At 56.2% G+C, this 19,579-nt stretch carries 22 protein-coding genes; 3 read left to right on the plus strand and 19 right to left on the minus strand.

Annotated features, from left to right (window positions below; all coding sequences use genetic code 11):
- Nucleotides 1–65 precede the first annotated feature (65 nt).
- The 14 genes from Q0955_RS10520 to Q0955_RS10585 all read right to left on the minus strand — a co-directional run bounded on the left by Q0955_RS10520 (nt 66) and on the right by Q0955_RS10585 (nt 10,888).
- Nucleotides 66–1,064 (minus strand): type IV secretion system protein, encoded by a 999-nt coding sequence (locus Q0955_RS10520; protein ID WP_299424058.1) that lies wholly within the window; start codon nt 1,062–1,064, stop codon nt 66–68.
- Nucleotides 1,065–1,073: 9 nt separating this feature from the next.
- Nucleotides 1,074–1,265: a DUF4177 domain-containing protein gene (locus Q0955_RS10525; RefSeq protein ID WP_299424061.1), complete on the minus strand. Its 192-nt coding sequence runs from the start codon at nt 1,263–1,265 to the stop codon at nt 1,074–1,076.
- Entirely contained in the window at nt 1,258–2,253 is a 996-nt protein-coding gene (locus Q0955_RS10530; protein WP_299424064.1) for an ATPase, T2SS/T4P/T4SS family, read from the minus strand. The genes Q0955_RS10525 and Q0955_RS10530 overlap by 8 nt, the downstream gene beginning before the upstream one ends.
- Before the next feature lie 2 nt (nt 2,254–2,255).
- Nucleotides 2,256–3,572, minus strand: a complete 1,317-nt coding sequence (locus Q0955_RS10535) for a TrbI/VirB10 family protein (RefSeq protein WP_299424067.1) — start codon at nt 3,570–3,572, stop codon at nt 2,256–2,258.
- Nucleotides 3,565–4,260 (minus strand): TrbG/VirB9 family P-type conjugative transfer protein, encoded by a 696-nt coding sequence (locus Q0955_RS10540; RefSeq protein WP_299424070.1) that lies wholly within the window; start codon nt 4,258–4,260, stop codon nt 3,565–3,567. The genes Q0955_RS10535 and Q0955_RS10540 overlap by 8 nt, the downstream gene beginning before the upstream one ends.
- A 3-nt stretch (nt 4,261–4,263) precedes the next feature.
- Nucleotides 4,264–4,914, minus strand: coding sequence for a virB8 family protein (locus Q0955_RS10545; RefSeq protein WP_299424365.1), 651 nt, complete (start codon nt 4,912–4,914; stop codon nt 4,264–4,266).
- A gap of 4 nt (nt 4,915–4,918) precedes the next feature.
- Nucleotides 4,919–5,698, minus strand: a complete 780-nt coding sequence (locus Q0955_RS10550) for a type IV secretion system protein (protein WP_299424073.1) — start codon at nt 5,696–5,698, stop codon at nt 4,919–4,921.
- Nucleotides 5,695–6,843 (minus strand): lytic transglycosylase domain-containing protein, encoded by a 1,149-nt coding sequence (locus tag Q0955_RS10555; RefSeq protein WP_299424075.1) that lies wholly within the window; start codon nt 6,841–6,843, stop codon nt 5,695–5,697. The genes Q0955_RS10550 and Q0955_RS10555 overlap by 4 nt, the downstream gene beginning before the upstream one ends.
- Nucleotides 6,836–6,979 (minus strand): hypothetical protein, encoded by a 144-nt coding sequence (locus tag Q0955_RS10560; RefSeq protein WP_299424078.1) that lies wholly within the window; start codon nt 6,977–6,979, stop codon nt 6,836–6,838. The genes Q0955_RS10555 and Q0955_RS10560 overlap by 8 nt, the downstream gene beginning before the upstream one ends.
- A gap of 7 nt (nt 6,980–6,986) precedes the next feature.
- Nucleotides 6,987–9,353 carry a type IV secretion system protein B4 gene (locus Q0955_RS10565; protein WP_299424081.1) on the minus strand — a complete coding sequence of 789 codons (2,367 nt, stop codon included), beginning with the start codon at nt 9,351–9,353 and terminating at the stop codon, nt 6,987–6,989.
- Nucleotides 9,343–9,621, minus strand: coding sequence for a VirB3 family type IV secretion system protein (locus Q0955_RS10570; protein WP_299424083.1), 279 nt, complete (start codon nt 9,619–9,621; stop codon nt 9,343–9,345). Before Q0955_RS10570 ends, Q0955_RS10565 begins: the two co-directional genes overlap by 11 nt.
- A 7-nt stretch (nt 9,622–9,628) precedes the next feature.
- Nucleotides 9,629–9,919: a TrbC/VirB2 family protein gene (locus Q0955_RS10575; RefSeq protein ID WP_027259536.1), complete on the minus strand. Its 291-nt coding sequence runs from the start codon at nt 9,917–9,919 to the stop codon at nt 9,629–9,631.
- A complete protein-coding gene (locus tag Q0955_RS10580) occupies nt 9,919–10,497 on the minus strand; it encodes a lytic transglycosylase domain-containing protein (RefSeq protein WP_299424087.1) in 579 nt (192 codons plus the stop codon). The genes Q0955_RS10575 and Q0955_RS10580 overlap by 1 nt, the downstream gene beginning before the upstream one ends.
- A gap of 64 nt (nt 10,498–10,561) precedes the next feature.
- Nucleotides 10,562–10,888 (minus strand): hypothetical protein, encoded by a 327-nt coding sequence (locus tag Q0955_RS10585; RefSeq protein ID WP_299424090.1) that lies wholly within the window; start codon nt 10,886–10,888, stop codon nt 10,562–10,564.
- A gap of 193 nt (nt 10,889–11,081) precedes the next feature.
- Here Q0955_RS10585 and Q0955_RS10590 point away from each other — a divergent pair, with 193 nt between their 5' ends.
- Nucleotides 11,082–11,339, plus strand: coding sequence for a hypothetical protein (locus Q0955_RS10590; RefSeq protein WP_299424092.1), 258 nt, complete (start codon nt 11,082–11,084; stop codon nt 11,337–11,339).
- 290 nt (nt 11,340–11,629) lie between these two features.
- On the opposite strand, the gene Q0955_RS10595 is transcribed toward Q0955_RS10590, so the two are convergent.
- The 5 genes from Q0955_RS10595 to Q0955_RS10615 all read right to left on the minus strand — a co-directional run bounded on the left by Q0955_RS10595 (nt 11,630) and on the right by Q0955_RS10615 (nt 18,003).
- Nucleotides 11,630–12,259: a hypothetical protein gene (locus Q0955_RS10595; protein ID WP_299424095.1), complete on the minus strand. Its 630-nt coding sequence runs from the start codon at nt 12,257–12,259 to the stop codon at nt 11,630–11,632.
- A 381-nt stretch (nt 12,260–12,640) separates the two neighbouring features.
- Nucleotides 12,641–15,850, minus strand: coding sequence for an autotransporter outer membrane beta-barrel domain-containing protein (locus tag Q0955_RS10600; RefSeq protein WP_299424098.1), 3,210 nt, complete (start codon nt 15,848–15,850; stop codon nt 12,641–12,643).
- Nucleotides 15,851–16,229: 379 nt separating this feature from the next.
- Nucleotides 16,230–16,526: a hypothetical protein gene (locus tag Q0955_RS10605; protein WP_299424100.1), complete on the minus strand. Its 297-nt coding sequence runs from the start codon at nt 16,524–16,526 to the stop codon at nt 16,230–16,232.
- 112 nt (nt 16,527–16,638) lie between these two features.
- Nucleotides 16,639–17,412: a hypothetical protein gene (locus Q0955_RS10610; protein WP_299424103.1), complete on the minus strand. Its 774-nt coding sequence runs from the start codon at nt 17,410–17,412 to the stop codon at nt 16,639–16,641.
- Between the two features lie 78 nt (nt 17,413–17,490).
- Nucleotides 17,491–18,003 carry a DUF805 domain-containing protein gene (locus tag Q0955_RS10615; protein ID WP_299424106.1) on the minus strand — a complete coding sequence of 171 codons (513 nt, stop codon included), beginning with the start codon at nt 18,001–18,003 and terminating at the stop codon, nt 17,491–17,493.
- Between the two features lie 207 nt (nt 18,004–18,210).
- Here Q0955_RS10615 and Q0955_RS10620 point away from each other — a divergent pair, with 207 nt between their 5' ends.
- Nucleotides 18,211–18,978 carry a DUF3658 domain-containing protein gene (locus Q0955_RS10620; protein ID WP_299424109.1) on the plus strand — a complete coding sequence of 256 codons (768 nt, stop codon included), beginning with the start codon at nt 18,211–18,213 and terminating at the stop codon, nt 18,976–18,978.
- Nucleotides 18,979–19,068: 90 nt separating this feature from the next.
- Complete coding sequence (locus Q0955_RS10625) at nt 19,069–19,533, plus strand: hypothetical protein (RefSeq protein ID WP_299424111.1); 465 nt, start codon at nt 19,069–19,071, stop codon at nt 19,531–19,533.
- Nucleotides 19,534–19,579 lie beyond the last annotated feature (46 nt).

Consider the following 19,579-nt stretch of genomic DNA (forward strand, 5'->3'; position numbering starts at 1 on the left):
TTACGGAAAGCTTGTTGAATGATTCCAGGTGCTAATCTGCGAGGGCATAGGGCCTCTTGTAACATTCAGGCCAGCCTTTTCGCCCGTTCCGCCACGCGCTGAACCACGGACACAGTCGCAGTGCTCGCCTGACGGATCCCGGCCCCCGCAATTTCGGCATTCGACCTGGTCCCAAACCGTGCCCGCGCTCGCGAGCCTTTGGTGCCAATCAAGCCTTTGGCGAACCCGCCGGGACCGGGAATGCTTGGCGGTCCGGCCATCATGAAATTGCCAGAGATTGAGCGGACGATCAGGGGGGTGGCGATGATCATGCCGCCTGCGAGGAACATCATCATGAAGAAGGGCACCAGCGCGCCGATGTTGCTCGCGCCAGAGGGGTCTCCTAGTTCAGTCATGAGCGAGCGGGACGTGCCAACGACCGTGGAAAATACTCCTGCGATCACGAGAGGGTAGAGCGCGTAGGATACCGTGCTGGATAGCCAACGGTGGAAATAGTCCTTGCTGACATCAAACAGCGAAAGCGCGATCATGATCGGGGCGATACCGATCATAAACGCAAGCATGATCTTCGCAAAGATCAGGACCAGGCCGCAAAGTGCGCCGATGACGCCCAATAGGAATGCGCCGATCGCCCCGATCAGGGCTCCGGCCATCCAATGCATGTTGTCACCGGCCGCATTCAGGTAATCGCCAAATTCTTCGATGAGATCGTCGAAGGCCTCTGCGAAGTAGGATGCTCCTGCGCCGCCGCCACCAAGCCCGGCCACCATGCCGCCCGCAAGCTGATCGAGACCGTTGATGAGGGCGCTGGCCACAGCGTTGAATTGGACCCAGTTCATCGCAAAGAGGGAGATCAGCATGAGCTTGAGGGCGAACCAGAAGGCGGTCCGCCCATCCATGGATTTGTACTGAAACACCATGTTGAGGAAGACGCCGATCACGGCGAGCGTCGAGGCCACGGCAATGACGCCGCCAAGCTGACTGGCGACGTTGCCAAAAGTGGTTTGGGCCGCGTCGTCCAGAAAGTTGTCGGTTGTCTCGACCATCCAGGTGACGACGCCCATCGGGTGCTCCTATGCATTCTCGGTCGGTTTGACACGCCAGATGTCGCGTTTCAGGAAGGCCTTCAGGATGTGCTCGCCGTCAAAATCCGGCACGACGGAGACCAACTCCCAACCATCCTGACCAAGGGCGGTCAGCTGCGCTTCGATCTTCGGCGACTTTGTCTTGGCGGTGTTGATCTGTTCAATCTTGTATTCAAACATGGGCTGTTTCCTTTGAATGGGCCGGATCAACCGGCAGGTAGAATTCAGTGATGCCGCGCGCGCCCTCATGGCGACCGGCCTGGATGATCACATCGATGGAGCGGGTGATGTAGTCGTTCATGTCCTGGTGGGTCATAGGCACGTCGGTCTTCAGGGCGGCGATGGCGAGGCGTTGGACCGCCAACTGAGGCGTTTCAGCGTGCAGCGTGGTTAGCGAGCCACCATGGCCAGTGTTGATGGCCTCAAGGAAGGTCATGGCCTCTTTGCCGCGCACTTCGCCCAGGACGATACGGTCCGGCCGCATGCGCAGTGTGGAGGTCAGCAGGACGTCAGCGCTGCGGGTTGCTTCGTCGCGGTCAGACATCAGCGTGACGACATTGGGCTGCGTTGGGCGTAGCTCGGCGGCTTCTTCGATGGTGATGATGCGCTCGTCGGTGGGCACGAAAGAGAGGATCTTGCGCGCCGTGACGGTTTTTCCGGTCGAGGTGCCGCCAGAAACGATCATGTTGAGCTTGTGGGTGACGCAGAACTTGATCGCGGCGTCGATGTCGCCGGTGGCCACGACATTGCGCAGCTCGGCATTGCGCTTGCGTCTTGCACCTTCGTTGCTGCGTTCTTTGCCGAACAGGTAGGAAAGCTTGATCTGGTCCAAAGGCAGGTTCGCAAAGAACCGTAGGGAAATCGCGTAACCGCCATCAACGGCGGGGGGCTGGATGACCTGCGCTCTTATTGGGCGGTCACGGTAGGCGATACTGACCGACACAATCGGCTTGGTCCGGCTGAGCGTGGTGTTCGCTGCCGAAGCAATCTGGTTGCCCAGATCCTTGATCTCGTTCTGCGAAAGCCGTCGATTGACGGACCGCATGAAGTGATCACCCTGAAACTCCGCCCACAGCGTGCCGTCAGGGTTGATGCAGAGCTCAATCAGCTTTGGATCACGCGCCTCGGGGATCTTGTCCATCGAGCTTTGCAGGTAGCTGGCCGCCATAGTCAGAAAATCTCCAGATCGCGGTCGACCATCACGGTGACGCGGGCACCCTGATCCACATAGATCACCGGCGAGACAGAGAGATATTCGCCGATCACGCTTTGGGCGCTGTCTTGCAGGTCTTCGCCAATGCCCTCGAGAACATCAGAGGTGAGCTCATCTTGGGTGTTTTGGGCTGCCACAGCAGGCAATGCCCCGATGAGAGATATTAGGGCGGCAGAACCGAACCGCGTGCCAAAACGGCTATCGACGAAACCGGTTGTGCCGGAGCGGCCCAGTTCATCGCCACCAAAGGCACTGATTTCGACGGTCTGGTTGCTGGGCAGTATGATCCGGTCCCAAGCGATGGTTACCCGCTGCTGTGCGATATCGAGACCAGACTGATAGCGTCCGATAAGGCGCGCACCACGCGGGATCAAAATCCGTGAGCCGTCATAGGCGTGGACATCTTCCGATACCATCGCGCGGACCTGACCGGCGAGCGAACTGTCAATTGCGGTTTCCAGCACGGCCTGGATCATTGTGCCCTGAACGACGGTGTTTGAAGGGTTCACAATCAACTGGGCTTGCGTCACCTCAGCGGGTTCAGCGCCATTGCGGACAAAGTCTGTGTCGCCATCAAGTCGCCGCTGTTGCGCGGCGGTTTCATTGTTGCCGTTACCCGAGCCGCCAAAGGCGATGATTGGGCTGGCGATGCGGGCTTGCAGCTCTTCAAGTTCGGCTTGCCGCCGCCGCTCGAGCTCTTGAAGACGCAGCTCCTCGGCGGTAGGGCCGGTCGGTGCTGGTGTGCGGGGTGTTTCAAGGCGCGCAAGCTCTAGATCGTTCTGCAGTCTCTGGATTTGCCGCGCACGTTCTTCCAACTCTTGGCGCATGGCAGTTTGCGTTGCTGCTGCCTCGCTGCGCAGGGCATCGATCTCTGCACCCAAAGTATCCAGCGCCTCTGTGTCGACGGCAGGGGCCTCAGGTGCTGGCGCGTTGCGCAGTGCTTCAAGCTCTTCCCGCATAGCGTCCATTTGCGCGCGCAGCTCTTCTGTCTCGCTGTCTGGCTCTGACACCGCTGGCGGCGGCGAAGTGTTAATCGGCGCAGGGGTTGGCTCAAGCGCACCAAACCCCGGACCCGCCGCTTGGAATTCATCCGGTGAGGCGGTTTCCAGGCTATCGGGTTCAGAGCCGCCAGAAAACAAAAGCAATAGACCGCCAAGGGCCGCGATTGCCCCAATGCCGAGGGCAATAGTGACAGCGGACGGCCGCGCCTTTCGGTTTTGTGGTTTTCTTTCAAGCGCTTCGAGGCGCTTCTTAAGCTCAGCTGTTTCACTCATCCTGATTTGCCTCGCTCATCTCTTGGACGCAGATCTCGTCCTCGCCGAGCCTGAGAACCCATCGATCGCTGACACCTGACACGCGGATCACGCCGTCTGGCCTTGCGAGCGCATTCACGCTGCGCTCATTGCCACCAGACCATCGAAAGATCGCAGGTAGCGGCGCGTTCGCAGCGAAGCGGAAATAGGTGAAGGTGCCGTCATCCCAGATTTCGCGTGGGGTGATCTCTGATCGCGCGCTGACCCCGTAAGCATGGTTCGCGGGCTCGCTTGCGGCAACTCGAGACTGCTGGGGAGCGGACTCAGGATAGGTGAAGCGGATGACATAGAAAGTCGGTGAACTCGCTTCGGTCACGTTGAAGTAGTAGCTGCGCCGGTTGGTGTAGACCGTGATGTTGGTATGTGCGCCGCGTGCAACGGGCTTGATCGCAAAGGCCTGACCACCGGGCACTCCGTCCAAAAGGAAGCCCTCGGTATCGCCTGCAATGATCGAGCGGATGGTCTCACCTTGGCCGAATTCAATGCTGGTCACATGGGTCAGGCTGGTGCGGATACGATAAACCTGCCCATCCTGATAGGTGGCAAGCCGGACGCGGGCATCATAGGGGCCTTGTCGCGGCTGGGTCTCCGCATAGGCGGTGCCAGCAAGCGGAACAATGAGGGCGAGGATCAAGAACAGGCGGCGCATGGGTTACTCCAGACGATCCGAGCGGATCGCGTATTCGGTGACGGTGAAGCCGAAAGGGTTCTGCCAGACATCATCGATCGACCGGCTATTCTCCGGCCGAAACTCGAACATCAGCGTTGCGGTAAAGAGCCCGTTTTGACTGCCGCGCGGTGAATTGAGCCGCTTGCGCAGGCGCACCTGGGCACGATTGGCGCTGATGTGCGTGATCGACAAAACTTCGACATCAAGCCGGGCATCTGTACCGTAGCTGTCCGGTGGATAGGCTTCGTGGCCGCTGGTCCAAAGCGCGCGCAGTCCTGCGGCCGCAGCTCCTTCCGACTGGTCCAGGACCCGCCGCACACGCACATCATTGTCGAGCTGATTATACGTCTCTCGATCAATGACATAGCGGTAGACCTGTGCCTCAATGATAGCGGGGCGTTCCGTGAGTGAGACCGCTTCAACCATGGCATTGGGGAGGGCCATGCCGGTTTCGCTATCAAAGGGCACGATCATGGGCGGCGGGTCCACGTCGAACAGGGCAACGAGGGCAGCGGCGAGGCAACCTGCCATGCCAAACGCCATGCCTGCCAACCCCAGTTTCTGCCACATTAGCTCTCGTCGTCGTGCGCCGTAGACGAGCTCTTCTTCGATGATTTCTGCCTCGCTGTTCATGGGGTCAGTCCGCACGAAGCTCTGGCAGGGTGAAGTCCATGTAGCGGCGCTCTTCGGCCAGCGTGGCGGCATCGACAACGCCGGATTGGCCCGCGCCGACGGTCTGTATGGCTTCGAGTTCCCACATGCGCGTCATGGCAATGGCCAGCTCGGCTGTGACGCGGGTGTTGTGGTCGACGGCTTCCTTGAGCGTTTCCATATCTGGGATCAATGAGACCAGCTGTTCGACCCGTTCGAGGGATTGCGCGGCCTCTTCATAGCTGTTCTCAGCGGCCGCTGACATCACGGCCCCAGTGCCCGCCTGGCTGGCAATGCGCTCCGCCCCCGGATTGCCGCTGCTGGCCATGTCAGAGAGGGTATCTTGGTCAAAGCCTGCATCTTCCAAGGCTTGCGTCATACGGCCTTCCATCTGTGGGGCCGCATTGCCGATCAACCCGCTGAAGTCACCGCTTTGGATTTGCCGGATGGTGCCAAGGAGATCGCCGAATTCCTGATCGAGAAGCCCGTCGAGATCACCGCCCATAGCCATTTCAATGATATCCGTCGCGCCGGTCAGGGCTGCGTAAGTCTCGTTGAGCGTGTCGAGTTGCTGCTGAACCAGGTCGAGTTGTTCGAGAAGCGTGTCGAGCTGGTCGGTCTGGATCCCGAAATCCTCCAGCATCTGCTGAAGCTGGCGAATTTCCTGCGCGATGTTGCGTGTGTCGACTGTCGGAACGCCTTGGGCAGATGCAGGGGACACAGCCAACAATGCGCAGGTGGCAACGGTGGAAAGAAAGCGGATCATCGGAGTGCCTCTAGATCGAATTGCATGAAGTCTTGTTCTTGCGCCTGAGCGGCCGCCATGGCCAGTTCTGCGGCGCCAAGCGGACGGGTATGAGCGGCCTTGAGGCGCGTGCGGATCGCGATCAGCCGGGCGAGTTCGGCCCGCGCGTATGTGTTGAGCGACATGGCCGCGTGAATGTCATCTGTCTCGCCAATGCGGCTGATGATGTCCTGAACGCGCAGCGCGGCGGCCTGCACGGAGACCAAGGAGTAATCGCCATAGAGGCCTGCACCGAAGGAATTCAGGCTCATGGTCGAGTTAGCAAGCAAAACGGGATCAATGGTGCCAAGCGCGTCGACGCCGCCGACGCGGGCAAGGTAGAGATTGTAGCGCTCAGGGATCACCTGAACGTAGTGCTGGGTCTCGGCAAAGGGCGGCACGCCACTGTAGCGCTGGACGTTGCCTGGACCGGCATTGTAGGCAGCCAACCCGTGAATGATGTTGCCGTCAAACATGGCCAGCATCTGCGCCAGATAGCGCGCGCCGCCGGTGACCTGGATGTAGGGGTTTTCATAATAGGCCGGATAAATCCCGAGATCCTGCGCCGTGCCGGGCATGATCTGGGTTAGGCCGAATGCGCCGACAGGGGAACGCGCGCCGATGGTGAAGCGGCTTTCTTGCCAGATCAGCGCCTGCAACAGACAGCGCCACTGCTTGGGCGATAGACCCGCTGCGCGCACGCCAGACATGTGGTGCGTTTCCTGAGCCGCGCGAATGATCAGCTCTTCGATCGAGCCAGAGGCATCGCCAAACATCTGGCCCGCGCCGGGGTTTGGGTCGACCGAACCATAGAGCGTGTCTGCAGCGCTTTCAGGCGATGAACCAGCTTCCAGACTTGCGACCAGTGCGCCTGAGTTCCCGCTGGCAAGCGTCGAGGCATCGAGAATGTCTTCCAGCGCTTGGAGTTGTTCTTGCTCGAGCGCTTCAAGCTTTTCTTCTTTGGTCAACCGATCCCGCTGCAGTGCCAGATCCTCTTCGCCCTGCTGCAACACGCGCTCGCGCTGCAAGAACATGCCCGCATCAAATGTGGGCACGCCTTGGGCAAAGGCCACTGGCGCGGCGAGCCACACCAGACCCGCAAGGATATGCGGGCGGAGGCTATTCATGCAGCGAACCAATCGGCCCGAGCAGCTCGAAATTGCAGTTGCTGCGGCTGACTTCGGCGAAAAAGTTGAAGCAGTCAGCTTCCGACGGCCGGTACTCCGCGCAGGCTGTCAGAGTCAAAAGGGTGAGGGTCAGCACGCAAAATCTACGCATCAATTTGTCTCCAAAAATCGGGGTTCTGGCGATAATCAGCACCTACCAGCGCTTCGCCTTTTTCCATGCCGCCAAGGATCGTGAGGTAAGGCCCAAGAGCGCTCAGATCGGCGTCGATCACCACCGAGCCTTGGTCGTCGCGCACCAGCGCTAGGCGAGAGTTGCTGCCTGTGCCTAGCAAAACGCTGAGCTCTTTTTCGGTGAGGCCCAACATGGTGTAATCGCTGGCCGAGGCGCGAATGTTGGGAAGCAAAAGCTGCGTCGGCACGGCCTCGACAATCGTCTTGCCGGTGCGGGTTTTCTCAAGCTGGCTTGCGTATTGGGTCATCATCACAACGACGGCGTTCTGCTTGCGCGCGGTCACGAGCCAATTGCTCAGCCGGTCCGCGAAATACGGGTTGTCGAGCGCCTTCCAGGCCTCATCGATGATGATCAGCGTCGGTTTGCGATCCTCGATCACGCGTTCCACCCGCCGAAACAGATAGGACAGGACCGCCATGCGCTCTTTTTCGCTTTCGCTATCGAGAATGCCGGTCAGGTCGAACCCGACGACATCACCATCGAGCGAGAAGGTATCCTCAGAGCTTTGCCCGAAAATCCAACCGTAGCGGCCATCAGCAGTCCATTCCTGAATCCGTTCGAACAAATCCCCTTCATCTGCCCCCGCCACAAAGAGAGAGGCCAAATCCTGCCAGTTGCGTAGGGCGGCATCGCTCGCCCCGGCGTTCTGGCGTACCACTTCCTGAATGCGGTTGATCTGGACCGGGCTCAGGGGCTTGTCGGCGCGATGCAGCAGCGTGGCCAGCCAATCGGAGAGCCAGGCTTGGCCGCGCCCATCGATTTCGGTGCGCAGCGGGTTCAGGCCCGTCGTTTCACCCGCCTTGATGGCGCTGTAGCGCCCACCATTGGCCCGCACCGCCATTTCCATGCCCGCGCGATAGTCGAAGACAAACACGCGCGCGTCGCAGCGACGGGCTTGGGTCATGAGGAAGGCCGACAGCACTGACTTGCCAGAGCCAGGTCGGCCGAGGATCAACGTGTGTCCACCGGTCGGCTCTTTGTCCGGCTGACCCGTTTCATGGTAGTTGAATAGGAAGCCTGAGCGTTCAGGCGTTGGAAACAGGGTGATTGGCTTGCCCCAAGGCACTTGGTGACCAGGTTTGCCCAGCTGGCCGCGATGCAGTGCTGCGAGGTCAGCAAAGTTCGTATTTGTGATGGCGGCCTTGCGGCTGCGCATCTGCCCATTGCCCGGATGCTGCGCGAAATAATGGGTCCGAGCCGCAAAGCTCTCATTCACCAGATTAACGCCTTCACTGGCCGCGATGTTGCGCACCTCGGCGGCGATTGCTTCCAGCTTTTCCTCGGTCTCGGCGAAAACCGTGACGGACATGTGATGATCGCCAAAGCTGAGGCGCTTCGACTCCAGATCGTCCAGTGCGTCGACCAGTTCTTCAGCAAGAGAAATCGCGCCATCATCACTGGCCTTCATCAAGCGCTGTTGGCGCTTGATCCGGCTGGCCATGATGTTGCTGTTGATCGGCGTGAAGGAATGCGTGACGACCATGTCGACCGGCAGGTTTAGCTCATCGAACATGGTGCAGCTGGTTTTGGCCGGGTAGGTCTTGATCGCAAAGCTCGTACCAAACCGCTTGCCCGCCGTTCCATCGTCGAGCATAAAGCCTCGCCCCTGAAACGTGACGCGGGTGTTGGCCACATCCTCGGCAATGACGCCAAATCGCGATTTCGCGAAGAGCGGTCGTTCCTGGCCGATGTTGAGCGCGCCGAGGAAACCCAGCAGTTCGCCGCATTCAGCCCCAAGAAGACGCGGGTTCATTTCGGCAAAAGACGATTGCAGAAACCCGACGACCTCCTCGAGCTTGCGCAGCTCTTTGGCTGTCTGGTCCTTCATCTGTGCGATTGAGTCTGAACGTTTTAGGCGCAGCCGCACGCCGAAGGGAGGACGTTTCAGCACTGTCAGCGTAAGCGTTTTGTCCCGCAGACCCGCCTGCGCCATGGCCAGTTGCCAGCGGGTGTCCAGCGCTTGCGCAAACCCTTCCTCGCGAACCGGTGGCAAAGCAGTCTCGATCGCTTTTGAAACCTTGTGGACGTAGAAACTGTACTCTGGCCCGATCTGCGCGATGATCGCCGCGAAGAGCGCGCGGATCTTCTCTAAATGCGCGTCATCGCTTGTCATGCTGTTGACGCCATCAAGGCGGATGCACTGGAACAGCGCATTGCCGCGCGTGCGGATTGTCACATCATTCACCAGGCTGACATAGGGCAGCATGCTGGCCATTTGGCGCTCTTTGTGCGCCCAGTCCGGTAGCATGGCAAGATCATCCGAAGGATCACGGAGCATAGCTGTCCCCCGAATGGATCTTGCGGTTTGGCGTCGGCGGCGTTTCCTGCAGCGCGGTGACCATCACCTCAAGAAAGGCCGGATCCCAATCTGCGGCTTTCCACAGCGCGGGATAGGCCAGAGCGGCGATGATTATCACCGGCCAGCTCTGGACCCAGAGAAACAGCAGCACAAACCCGAATAGCCAAACCATGGCATACATGATCGGCAAACCGATGAGCTTTGGCGGCCGGATCAGGCCCACGAAGAGGCGGGTTTGCGTTGCCATGCCGGATTTACGCGCCCCAGATCGCGGTCACGATGGTCGGCGCAGCTGCAATGCCCGCAATGGCAACCAGCACCCAAAGGGCTTGGCGAAAGTCTAGGATGCCAAAGAGCCAGGAGAGGAACACACCGATCAGGGCCAAGGTGCCGATGACTATGCCGAGGGGGCCGGTAATCGTGTCGACGATGCCCTGCAAAAGGTTCTGCACCGGCGAAAGGTCAATGCTCTGCGCAAAGGCCGGGTTGGCAATCATCAAGCTGGCCAGAGCCAGCAACAGGATCGTGCGGAATTGAATGTGCATCAGGAGGCTCCAGTCAGTCGATCACGCACGGCCATGACACGGCGCACGTGATTTTGGGTTTCTCGGTAGGGAGGAATGCCGCCATAGCGCGCGACCGCGTCAGGCCCCGCGTTATAGGCAGCGAGCGCGAGTTCGGACGTGCCGAACTGCGCCAACATCATCAGAAGGTAACGGGCAGAGCCATCCAGATTGGCCTGCCAGTTATGCGGATCCACGCCGAGCTGCGCGGCCGTCGCTGGCATCAACTGTCCGAGGCCAATCGCGCCTACGGGACTACGCGCATTCGGGCGATAGGCGCTTTCGATTTCGATATTGGCCTGGAACAGCGCCTGCCATTCCGTCACCGACAGACCTGCGCCGCGCAGAGCAGGGTGCCCGCCATAGCGATGCGCGGTGCTTTCAATGGCTGCGAGGATTTCGGGGTGCGGAACTGCACGGGCGGGTGCAGGAGGGGGAGCATCAGGCTCAGGCGCTGCAAAAACGATCAGCTCTGGCGGGTTAGCACCAATCCCGTCGACGTAGCTTTGTGCAAACCCTGATTGGGGGGATTTGGTTTCCAGCTGACCATCGGCCCGCATGGAAAGAACGAAGCCTTCAGAATAGGCGGGTGCGGCGACGATTGCTGCGAGTAAGGCAAGTGGCTTAGCCCGCGTCGTCCAGCTTGTGTGGGGCGACTTTGCCTTCAAGCATCGGGATCGAGACGATCGAAACACCAAGCCCGGCCAAGAAGCTGGATAAGCCGTTGATAGTCTTGAATTCCCGAGCAGCCATGTTGTTGCGCGCAGTGACGAGCAGGCGACGCGTCTCGCCATCTGGCGAGACGCAATGCACGGTCCAAACTCCAGACCACTGAGCACCTGTTCGTTTGGGCGTAACCCGGCACACAACATCCGCCGAATGACCCTCGGCAAGCAGCGTGCGCAGCCCGTCTTCACTGACAACATTGGGGGCGTCTTGCATCAAATTCATAGGATCGAGCCTTGCAGAATTGTGCATTGGCCCGGCAGTCCCTTATGGACTAACGAACCGATACAATATTATAACTTTGCAATCAATAGGTGCAATTTGTTTTATTGCGCCTTTCATGCGTTGAAACAAATTTACTGCAACGGAGTGGCTGAGCCAAGATAATATGGCGCTTTTGAAACAAACATGGGTGGTTATGGTCGTTCTGAGCTGGGGTTCTGCCGCGATTGCGGGCACTTGCCTGCCGCCTGCGCCGCCTTGGATGCCGACCAATGCCGACCACGTGCGGGCATATGCTGACCTGTTGAGGCGCGATGCGGAGACGTATTTTACCGATGTCGAGCGGTACTTCCGATGCCTGGATCAGCAGAGGCGAGAGGTCTTCGAGCAAGCGCGCGAGGTCAGTGGAGACTATGCGCGCGTTCTGGAGTTCCTGGACGACATGAGGAAATGATACCCGTCCTCACGTAGAGAAAGCTGCCTTTCAGTAAAGCTGCCGCGAAGGTCGCCAACGCGGACACAGCCGCCTTTTGATGATGCGGCTTTCGCTTGCGCAGAAAATGTTCGCACTCGCAGCGGTGAGTTTTCGGCGATGCAGCGGATTTCACCAAACCAGCCGTTCATCCGTATCGATCCAGCCGAATTTCAAACCGCCCTTTCGCTGCGGGCGGATTTAACAATCGAGATGCGGGACAAGCCTGCCGCTGGATGCAGCCACATTAATGGCAGCTTTAGAAACTAAAGTTACCTCCTTTTTAGCTCGGCAATCACGATGTTGGCGGTTTGCAGTGCCAGCTCAATTAGTGGAATTTTTTCTGCCCCATTCTGTTTCGTATCAATCGCGGCCCAGATCAACCCGAGCGTAAGATGACACTCTCTAGCGAGTGGTTCATTGGGCTCATCTAAACCAGTTGGATAGCCCGTTCTCGATGCGTAGAAAACTGTGGCCCGAGCCTCTTGCCCTATCCTAACTGCCGTTTTCAATTCAGTAACGTCACCAAACATATTGGCCAGTTCGTCGTAGAAATCTGGCAGTATTTTCTCTTGTTCATCGTGAAAGTGGGGAAGCTTCGTTAAGGCCTCATTGCAGTGTGTTTGACCATCCGCAATGTATCGTGCAGCCAGAGCCTGAGTTTTGGGGTTGAGCGCAACTGCGACCTGATACCGTCCTATGCGCAGAATGCCTGAAATCTTTTGCGCCAAGAGCGATACTGTGGCCTTGGCCACGTGATCTTTGATTTTGGTCATCCTTGCATCGTCATACCCGTACTCTTTTGCGCTGGATATGAATGCGGCGACTGCATCTTCAGCTGAGTGAATCGCACAAAAGCAGGCAGGAATAGGCATCTCTGCATCGAATATTTCGTAGTCCACTGCAGTGAATGCAGCGGGCTTGATGCTCGAAACTTGCCGTTCGGTCGGCAACCTCTCTAAGAAGAGGTGTCAGGCCAATAGTTCCACTAAAGCTCAAATACAAATGTACTTCGGAAGCTGCCGTTAGATCGATCGCAGCCTCTCCTACTGCAAGTGATGCAGCCTCACCAGGGACGGCCCAAACCGGGCTTTGATGGAATGCCGAAAAGAGCGCACACCAGCCGCAGTTTTCGGATGCGGCATTGGTTGGAATGGGCGCAATGAGACCTACGCTGCAGAACGCACCAAGGTCCGTATTGGAGTGTTTGGTCTTAGGGAAACGTGTTAGCTAACGCTCAAGTGACTGTGTAAAATTGGCCATTTAGGTGCCGCCCATATTGCCTAAAAATTCCAGCTAACTCTAATTCCTCCACCGAACTCTTCGCCATAAGTGTTCGTCGTGTATACAACGCCGGCGGATACGTCCCATGCACTACCGGGTGCGGCCCGAAGACCAAGGCCAACGGACAGTGAATCCGGCCCGCGATGTGTGCCAACGAACGATTGGGAAACTCCGGGTGTGGAGGCAAAGGCGGCGTTGATACCATGCGTTCTTTGTGAGGAAGCGAGGAAATCGTGCTCATAGCGCGCAAATCCGATTGGGATAAGCCCGCCGCCAAACTCCGGCCCGGAAAAATTCAACCCGATACTTGCGACGAGGCTTTCTGCTGAAGTATCGTAAATATTTAGAGCTGAAGATGAAGCACCAGTTTCAGTGAAGCCATCCTGACTATAATGGGCGTAGCCCAATCCAAATTCAGGTGCGAAACTAAATGCACCTAATGGTTGCCAACCATTGTATTCGGCACGAACGGCAGCTTCGATTGTGCGGCTGCTATAATTTGCATTGTGCGTATTTGCACCGCTCCCAGTGATAGCTGTGCGTGTGCCATCCGTCTGTGCCCAAGACATACCGGCCATCCCTGTTAGCGACCAGTCGTCAACATCGTAGGCACCGTATGCACCGAGGTGAAATGCGGTGGATGAAAGATCCGACGCAATTGCAGATGTATGTTCGTCCATAGAATATGTACCATAGCCAACATATGCGCCGATCCGCCCTTCCGGCGAACTCCACAGGTCAGCGCCCAAAATAAGCTCTCCCAGATTGTAGTCGAAACCAGCAAGATTACCGTCTGAATCTACATTACCCGCGGAAATTGCAGTATCGATCCAAAAGCGCCGTCCGTCATCCGTGAAGCCTTCAGCTTTGCCATCGGCGACACCCATTCCACGAGCATTCAACAAGACCATGTTTCGGCGCTGATCACTGTGCTCTAAAGCGACAGTCATATAAGAGGCATAGATTTCCGGGTGAAGTGTGCCAATTCCCGTCGCACCACCGTGCGTAATCGTTCCGCCCGAGCCTGTTATGAGGCCTGCTACGTTTGTCGTATTTGTCGTGCCAGTTGCAGGGTCCAGTGGGACGTTGACCGTCTCAGTGGATATTACCGCTCCGCCGGGTTCGGTGACGACAACAGTTGTCGTCTGTACGGCACCCGTTGTTGTGGGGTCTGGAACAACGGTCACTGTGATTGTCGAGATATTTCCTGTCGTTGGCTCAGTGACGATAGTTGTGGTCGTCGAATGAGTGTAGCCCGTTGTAATCAAGGGGTTGTTTATGAGGCCCACATCTATGAAGGCGATATCGACTTGGTCATCGGTCACGGGATTATTAACGATGGCATAAATTAGATTGGCAGGTATGTCGGATCCTGCAGCGGCCAAGGATGCAACCGTTGGCGCCTGTGGTCCTGCATCAAAGCCTTGTACATTGACCGTCAGATCCGGATTATAGTCCGCCCTCGCAACAGTGTAGATACCATTGTTCCCCCCAGCTATGTAATCCGCCGCAACCGCATTCGCATCAATGGCGAAAGGTACGAACAGGACCGTATCGAATCCAGTCAGCGTTGAGGTCGACGAGCCACCGACATTGGCAACAAGCTCCCCTGCGTAAATGGTTGTACCCGGGGTGCAAATGCCGGCAACGCATTCTCCGGCGGGGCTGATGCCAACCCTAACTTGGTTGGTTCCTGCAAACGCGAGGTTCTCTGCATTCAGCACCACCGATCGCAATCCAACAGACACGTCGCCACTGGCTGAGCCCGCCGAAGATGCCGAGACCAGATCGATTACGCTATTCGTAAACCGTGCAGTTTCAATGCCATCGGCGGCTCCAAAAAAGTCTCCGAAACTGGAATTCGTTTGCAGCGTGCCGCCATCGACGATCAGTCTGTCCATGTTGCGGTAAAAGGCAGCTCGGTCGTAAAACGTACCACCGTTCTCAACGCTGAGGTACTGCCATGCATCCGTTACATCGTCTCTTACCGAATAGCCGGTTGTGTCCAAAGTGCCGCCGTCAATTCTTACCTGGTCGACTTGCAGGCCGCGCCCCAAGTTGTTCACCCCACCGGTATTAGTTATTGTCGTCGTGCCCGCGCCAACCTCCAATATTAAGGCTTGCGGGTTGGCATCGGCACCCAATACGGCCGCTTCGGGGCTTCCAAAGTTCAAAGTATTGTCGCCGCTAAACGATAGGGTGCTGCGTACGCCATTGCGTTGCTCGATGCGCAGTGTACCGCCATCTTCAAGTGAAACCGTACTGTTGTTGAAAACGGGTGCCGTTAGGCGAAGTTCGGAAGATAAGCCATCCACCGTAACAGTGCCGCCATTCACCGTGGATTGTGGCAAGCTGGAGCCAACGTTACTGAGCAGCCCCAAGACGGAATTGTTTTCGACGATAAGGTTGGCCCCTGAGCCAACAGTCAGATTTCCTTCGGTGCGTGGCGTGATTGCCGTTCCATCGAATGTTAGATTGGCGCCATCGTCGACCACCACTGACAAACGGTTCAAGTTCGTTGACTGATTGCCAAGTTGGAGGAGGTTGTCGCCAGTTTCGGCGCGAATGACAGGCGTGCCGCCATCCGGTGCTGCCATGAACAAGTCTGTGCTGTCCTCAAACGTCAGTGAGGCATTGCGCAGCGCCAAAACGCCGCCGCGCCCAACGGCTCCATCCCCTATCAGTAGGTAACTAATTTGACCCGTGTGTGCTCCATCATCGCTTGCGCCATCTCTCAGCGTTACAGCAGTATTTTCAAGGGTAAGCCGGTCAAACTGCAACTCAACTGTTGTATTGCTTGGGACGGTATTTTCTGTTGGTATATCATACGCGGTGATTTCTAAGGCTGTTCTCCCGCCGTCAGTTCGCGCAGAGCCGAAATAGGTATTCGCCCAACTGCTATTAAGCCCCCTTGTAAAACTTACGTTGCCGCCAAACCTCAGATGCCCCCCACGCGCAGAATTTGCAATCCAGTCGGAATCAAAAACCAGCCCATCATGCGACCCAATTATTGGATTGATCAAGCGGTTCGCGGGGTTTAGCCCCAATAAAAGACTCGCATCAACAAGTGTTCGGGCGCATCCCAAACTCAAGCCCGGCTCGGACGCGACATCGCAGTAGCTTTGTGCTGTGGCGGGCACGGTACTTGCGAGGAACAGACCTGTAACTGCCGAAGAACACAGTAAGGCTGCTTTGATTCGACGTTTCATTCTGGGCTCCTCGGAAAAATGACTTCCAACGATTTAGCGTTTGTCGCGGAAAAGCAAGTATTTTGCATGCGCGCTCAAACATGCATTTATAATGTTACATTTAAACACTAGGCTATGGCTATAGAGGCTACGAGGCCCTCTCTTATTCTGTACCTGACCGTTCTTCCGGCTTTTGTTGGAACATGGGGGGGCGATGGAAACGAAGATCATTCTTTTTCCTTGATCTGTCGCTCGTTGAATTTGGAAGATGTGTCTCTTTTCCAAAGCCAGAAACATCAATCGGAACGCAGGACGTTCACCTGCCCGAACCCGTAATCAATAAATTGCCGATCTCGTGCGAAGGACGGCTCAGGCGCATTGCCCTAAGCCGCCCGGCCTTTTACGCAGAGCCTTCGTTTGTCAAAGACATAATGGCATCCGTAGCTCCATCACTATATGCGATGCACTGCCAAGGCGCTGCATCCGGACCAACGCCAACTTTGACTAAAGTCCCCGCTTCAGAGAACTCGGAAGACAAAAGACGGACTTGACTGTTGCCGGTAGTCTGAGCAACTGCCGCTAAACAAGCTTGATCCGCAGGAGTAGCTGATGATATCGCCGAGCCTGTATCTTCTACACATGCTGACAAAAGAGTTCCAACGATCACACAAGAAGCCAGTTTAAGTGCTGTGTTCATGTTTATTCCTTTTCTGTGTTTTACGAAGTTATTTTGGTAGAACGTGTTAGATCGACGACGAAAACAATGGGGCGTGCCAAATTTAGGACAGCAGGCCTCCCAGACATCTAAGTCAATTGCATTGGTTGTATTGGTAGTCTCCGTATTCGAGCCAGTTCTTGTTGCCATCTTTGAAAACGAGGAACTCGGACCGATCTTCTCCCAACAATGCGACCACAAAACCTTGTGGCGGCTTTGCATTACCAAAGTAACTGTAGGCCGTCATTGCACGCGTGGTGTTGCCGTTGACTGTCACGATAGCGTCCCATTCGCCATCTGCCTTATCAAGGATCAGGTACTCGATCTGACGTTTTACTTGGCCACCGCCGCAGTACACCACCCCCTCTGGGGCCTCCATGGTGTTGTTGCCTGTTTGCGGTGCAGAACCGCAAGAGGACCGCAGTGATCGAATAGCCTTGCCCGACCCTTTAAGGTCAAAAAGCCCATAGCTCACATCTTGATCCGCCATGGATAGATTGAGGACGGCGTTGGCTGCAATCTGATCCAGAATGAACTGGTAGTCAGCGGAGTCTTGGAACACAACTTCGACAGGGTAGTTATCGACAACCCGCAGAGTGGCGTTCCCTTGACCCGCTTGAAAAGATCCAACTTCTGTCGAGCCATTTTTCATAAACCGAATTGAAAGGCTTTGCTTTTTGACGATATCTTCGCTGTCGGCGTACCCAACAGGTGCAAAGCGCAATCGGTCACATTGCAATTCCAGCGTCATGTCGCCTGTCTGAATAAACGCATTTGGGGTCTGGCCACCGCTAAATCCCCATTCAGCAAGTGCAGGTGCAGCGGACACGCAAAACAGTAGACACCCAGAAAGGAAAATATTCTTCATTCTTAACTCCTAAAAATCCCCGATTTCTGGGGTGATAGCGGTTCTAGAGTGTAAAGGTAAAGGTGATTGATCACCCGTTTAAGACTGTGCTCCATAAGCATTCGTGCCTTCTTGTGAAGGTCGAGAAAGCCACCAAATCATCAAGACTGAAAGGCCAAGTTGGATAGCGTACATGGCTATCAAACCTGTTCCGCCAATAAGGGCTGCCGGCCCTCTCAGAGCCTCAGGATTCTCGCTGCCGGACTCGACGACTGAAAAAACTGCAACCCCGGTCAGCAGCATCACCATCGTTGCGGTACTGAAGGCCATTGGAAGGAGAAGATACCATCCAGGACGACCTGTATCATGTAATCGACGCCATCCCGCGGCGAGCATCGGAAGCAGCATCGCCAGTTGGAAAACTGAATTCAGCAAGTTCGATCCCTGTCCTGTTTCCGGACCAGTGCCAAAAAGGACCGCACTGAGTACCGCCAACCCGACGCTTACCAAGACTACGAACAGAACAAACCACCAATACTCTGATCTCTGCGCGCGGCCCGAAAAGACAACATATTTGGACAGGCAGGTCTTGACCGATTGCGTGAAACCCATTGTAAAACTCCTCGTTTTGCTCTCGCCGTCATATTTTACACTCTGAAATGTTTACGAAAAACAGCGGCGGTGCAAGTTTCCTGTGCAAATTAAAAAATCTCCATACTGGGAAACCGCGCGGAAAGTGATTTACTGCAAGCAGTGTGTCCTCAAGCCGGGATGTTTACCCTGACAACCCAAATCTTGTTCTAAAGCCAAAGGTAACCAATGTCACAGCCCGCATACCTACATCTGGTTTTGGGAGGAAGCGCCGGAGGTTGTCTACGCGCGGCAGTTGCAACTTACAGCCTGACAGGGCACGTGCATGTGTTCGATGATGATCTGAGCCACGGGCCTTTGAACGACAAACAATCGCGGGCGGCATTTTTCGGAGCGCTTTTCCAAAACTATGGCCAGTTGCCTGCCGACCCGCTTCCTTCACTAGCCGATTTCGACCGCCTTTCAGCCTATTTGATGCAGGATCATGCGCCAGAAGTTTGCATATGGGCGGGCGAGAATGCATCGGAGCGGACGTTTCTGGAGATGGCATGTCATGGCCTGCGCCTTTTCAAAGGTTCGGTGACCCGAGTTGGAACGACTGGCTTAAAGTCACTGCCCTATATAGGTCCGCAAACTCCGGCGTTACTGGCGAGCCTTTTTGATCAGCGAGAAGCCGTAGACCCGATCACAAGAGCAGCGCTTTCTTCTGATTTTCTGCGTCTGCGAGACAGTGGTGGTACGCTGCGTAAATGGGAAGCAGGCAAGATCTTCGATGTTCCCGCTGATTACTATGATAGCCTGCTGTTGGCCTGCTGTTCAAAAGACTGGGTTTCTGCTGCACGTATTGTCGGAACGGCGATGGGGCGTTGCGATGAAAACAACTTGTTGGGTGATGTGTTTCTGTCCGGCAGGCTTCAGCACCTAATTACTGAGGGTTTGATTGAAGCATCCGGCCCTCAGGCAAGTTTGCGTGACTATGACGTGCGCCTTAGATAATGTTACAGAACCTTGCTGCAATACGTACCTACAAAGTGGCGAACATTAATTGACTTTGGGGCAACTGAGAGCTTGTTTGAAGGACTGCGAATGACAAAGAATAATTTATTGATCGTCGCGGCAGTCATAGTGATTGCAGCTATGTCGTTCTGGGCTGGACTCAACTTTCAGAAGGCACAATATAATGATGTGTGCCTTGATCTTGGCGGGGGGCAAAATCCCGGGCAGCACCCTATTTGCGTCGTTGAACAACAAAACGCAGCGCTTTGGCTGGGACCGATCAGGATCACTCAAAATGATGTGATCGAACTAGAGATTCAACACGGGGAGGATGGGCAGTCGCAGGTTCGACTTGAGTTGACACCTGAGATCGCAAACCCTCTGGCTGCCTTCACAGAGCAATCAATTGGTAAGAATATGGACATTCGTATTGGTGGCCAATTGGTCAACTCTGTGCAAATTGCCAGCGCGATCCAGGGCACGAGCTTCATCTTGGCGTTGTCTGATGGACGGGCCGAAAAACTGAAAACACTGCTCTCTCCGGACTCAAACTGATTCAGAGATATGCCACTTGTTTGGGTGTCTAGCACCCGGTTCTGAT

This window comes from uncultured Shimia sp. (assembly GCF_947493595.1).
GTDB lineage: Bacteria > Pseudomonadota > Alphaproteobacteria > Rhodobacterales > Rhodobacteraceae > Shimia.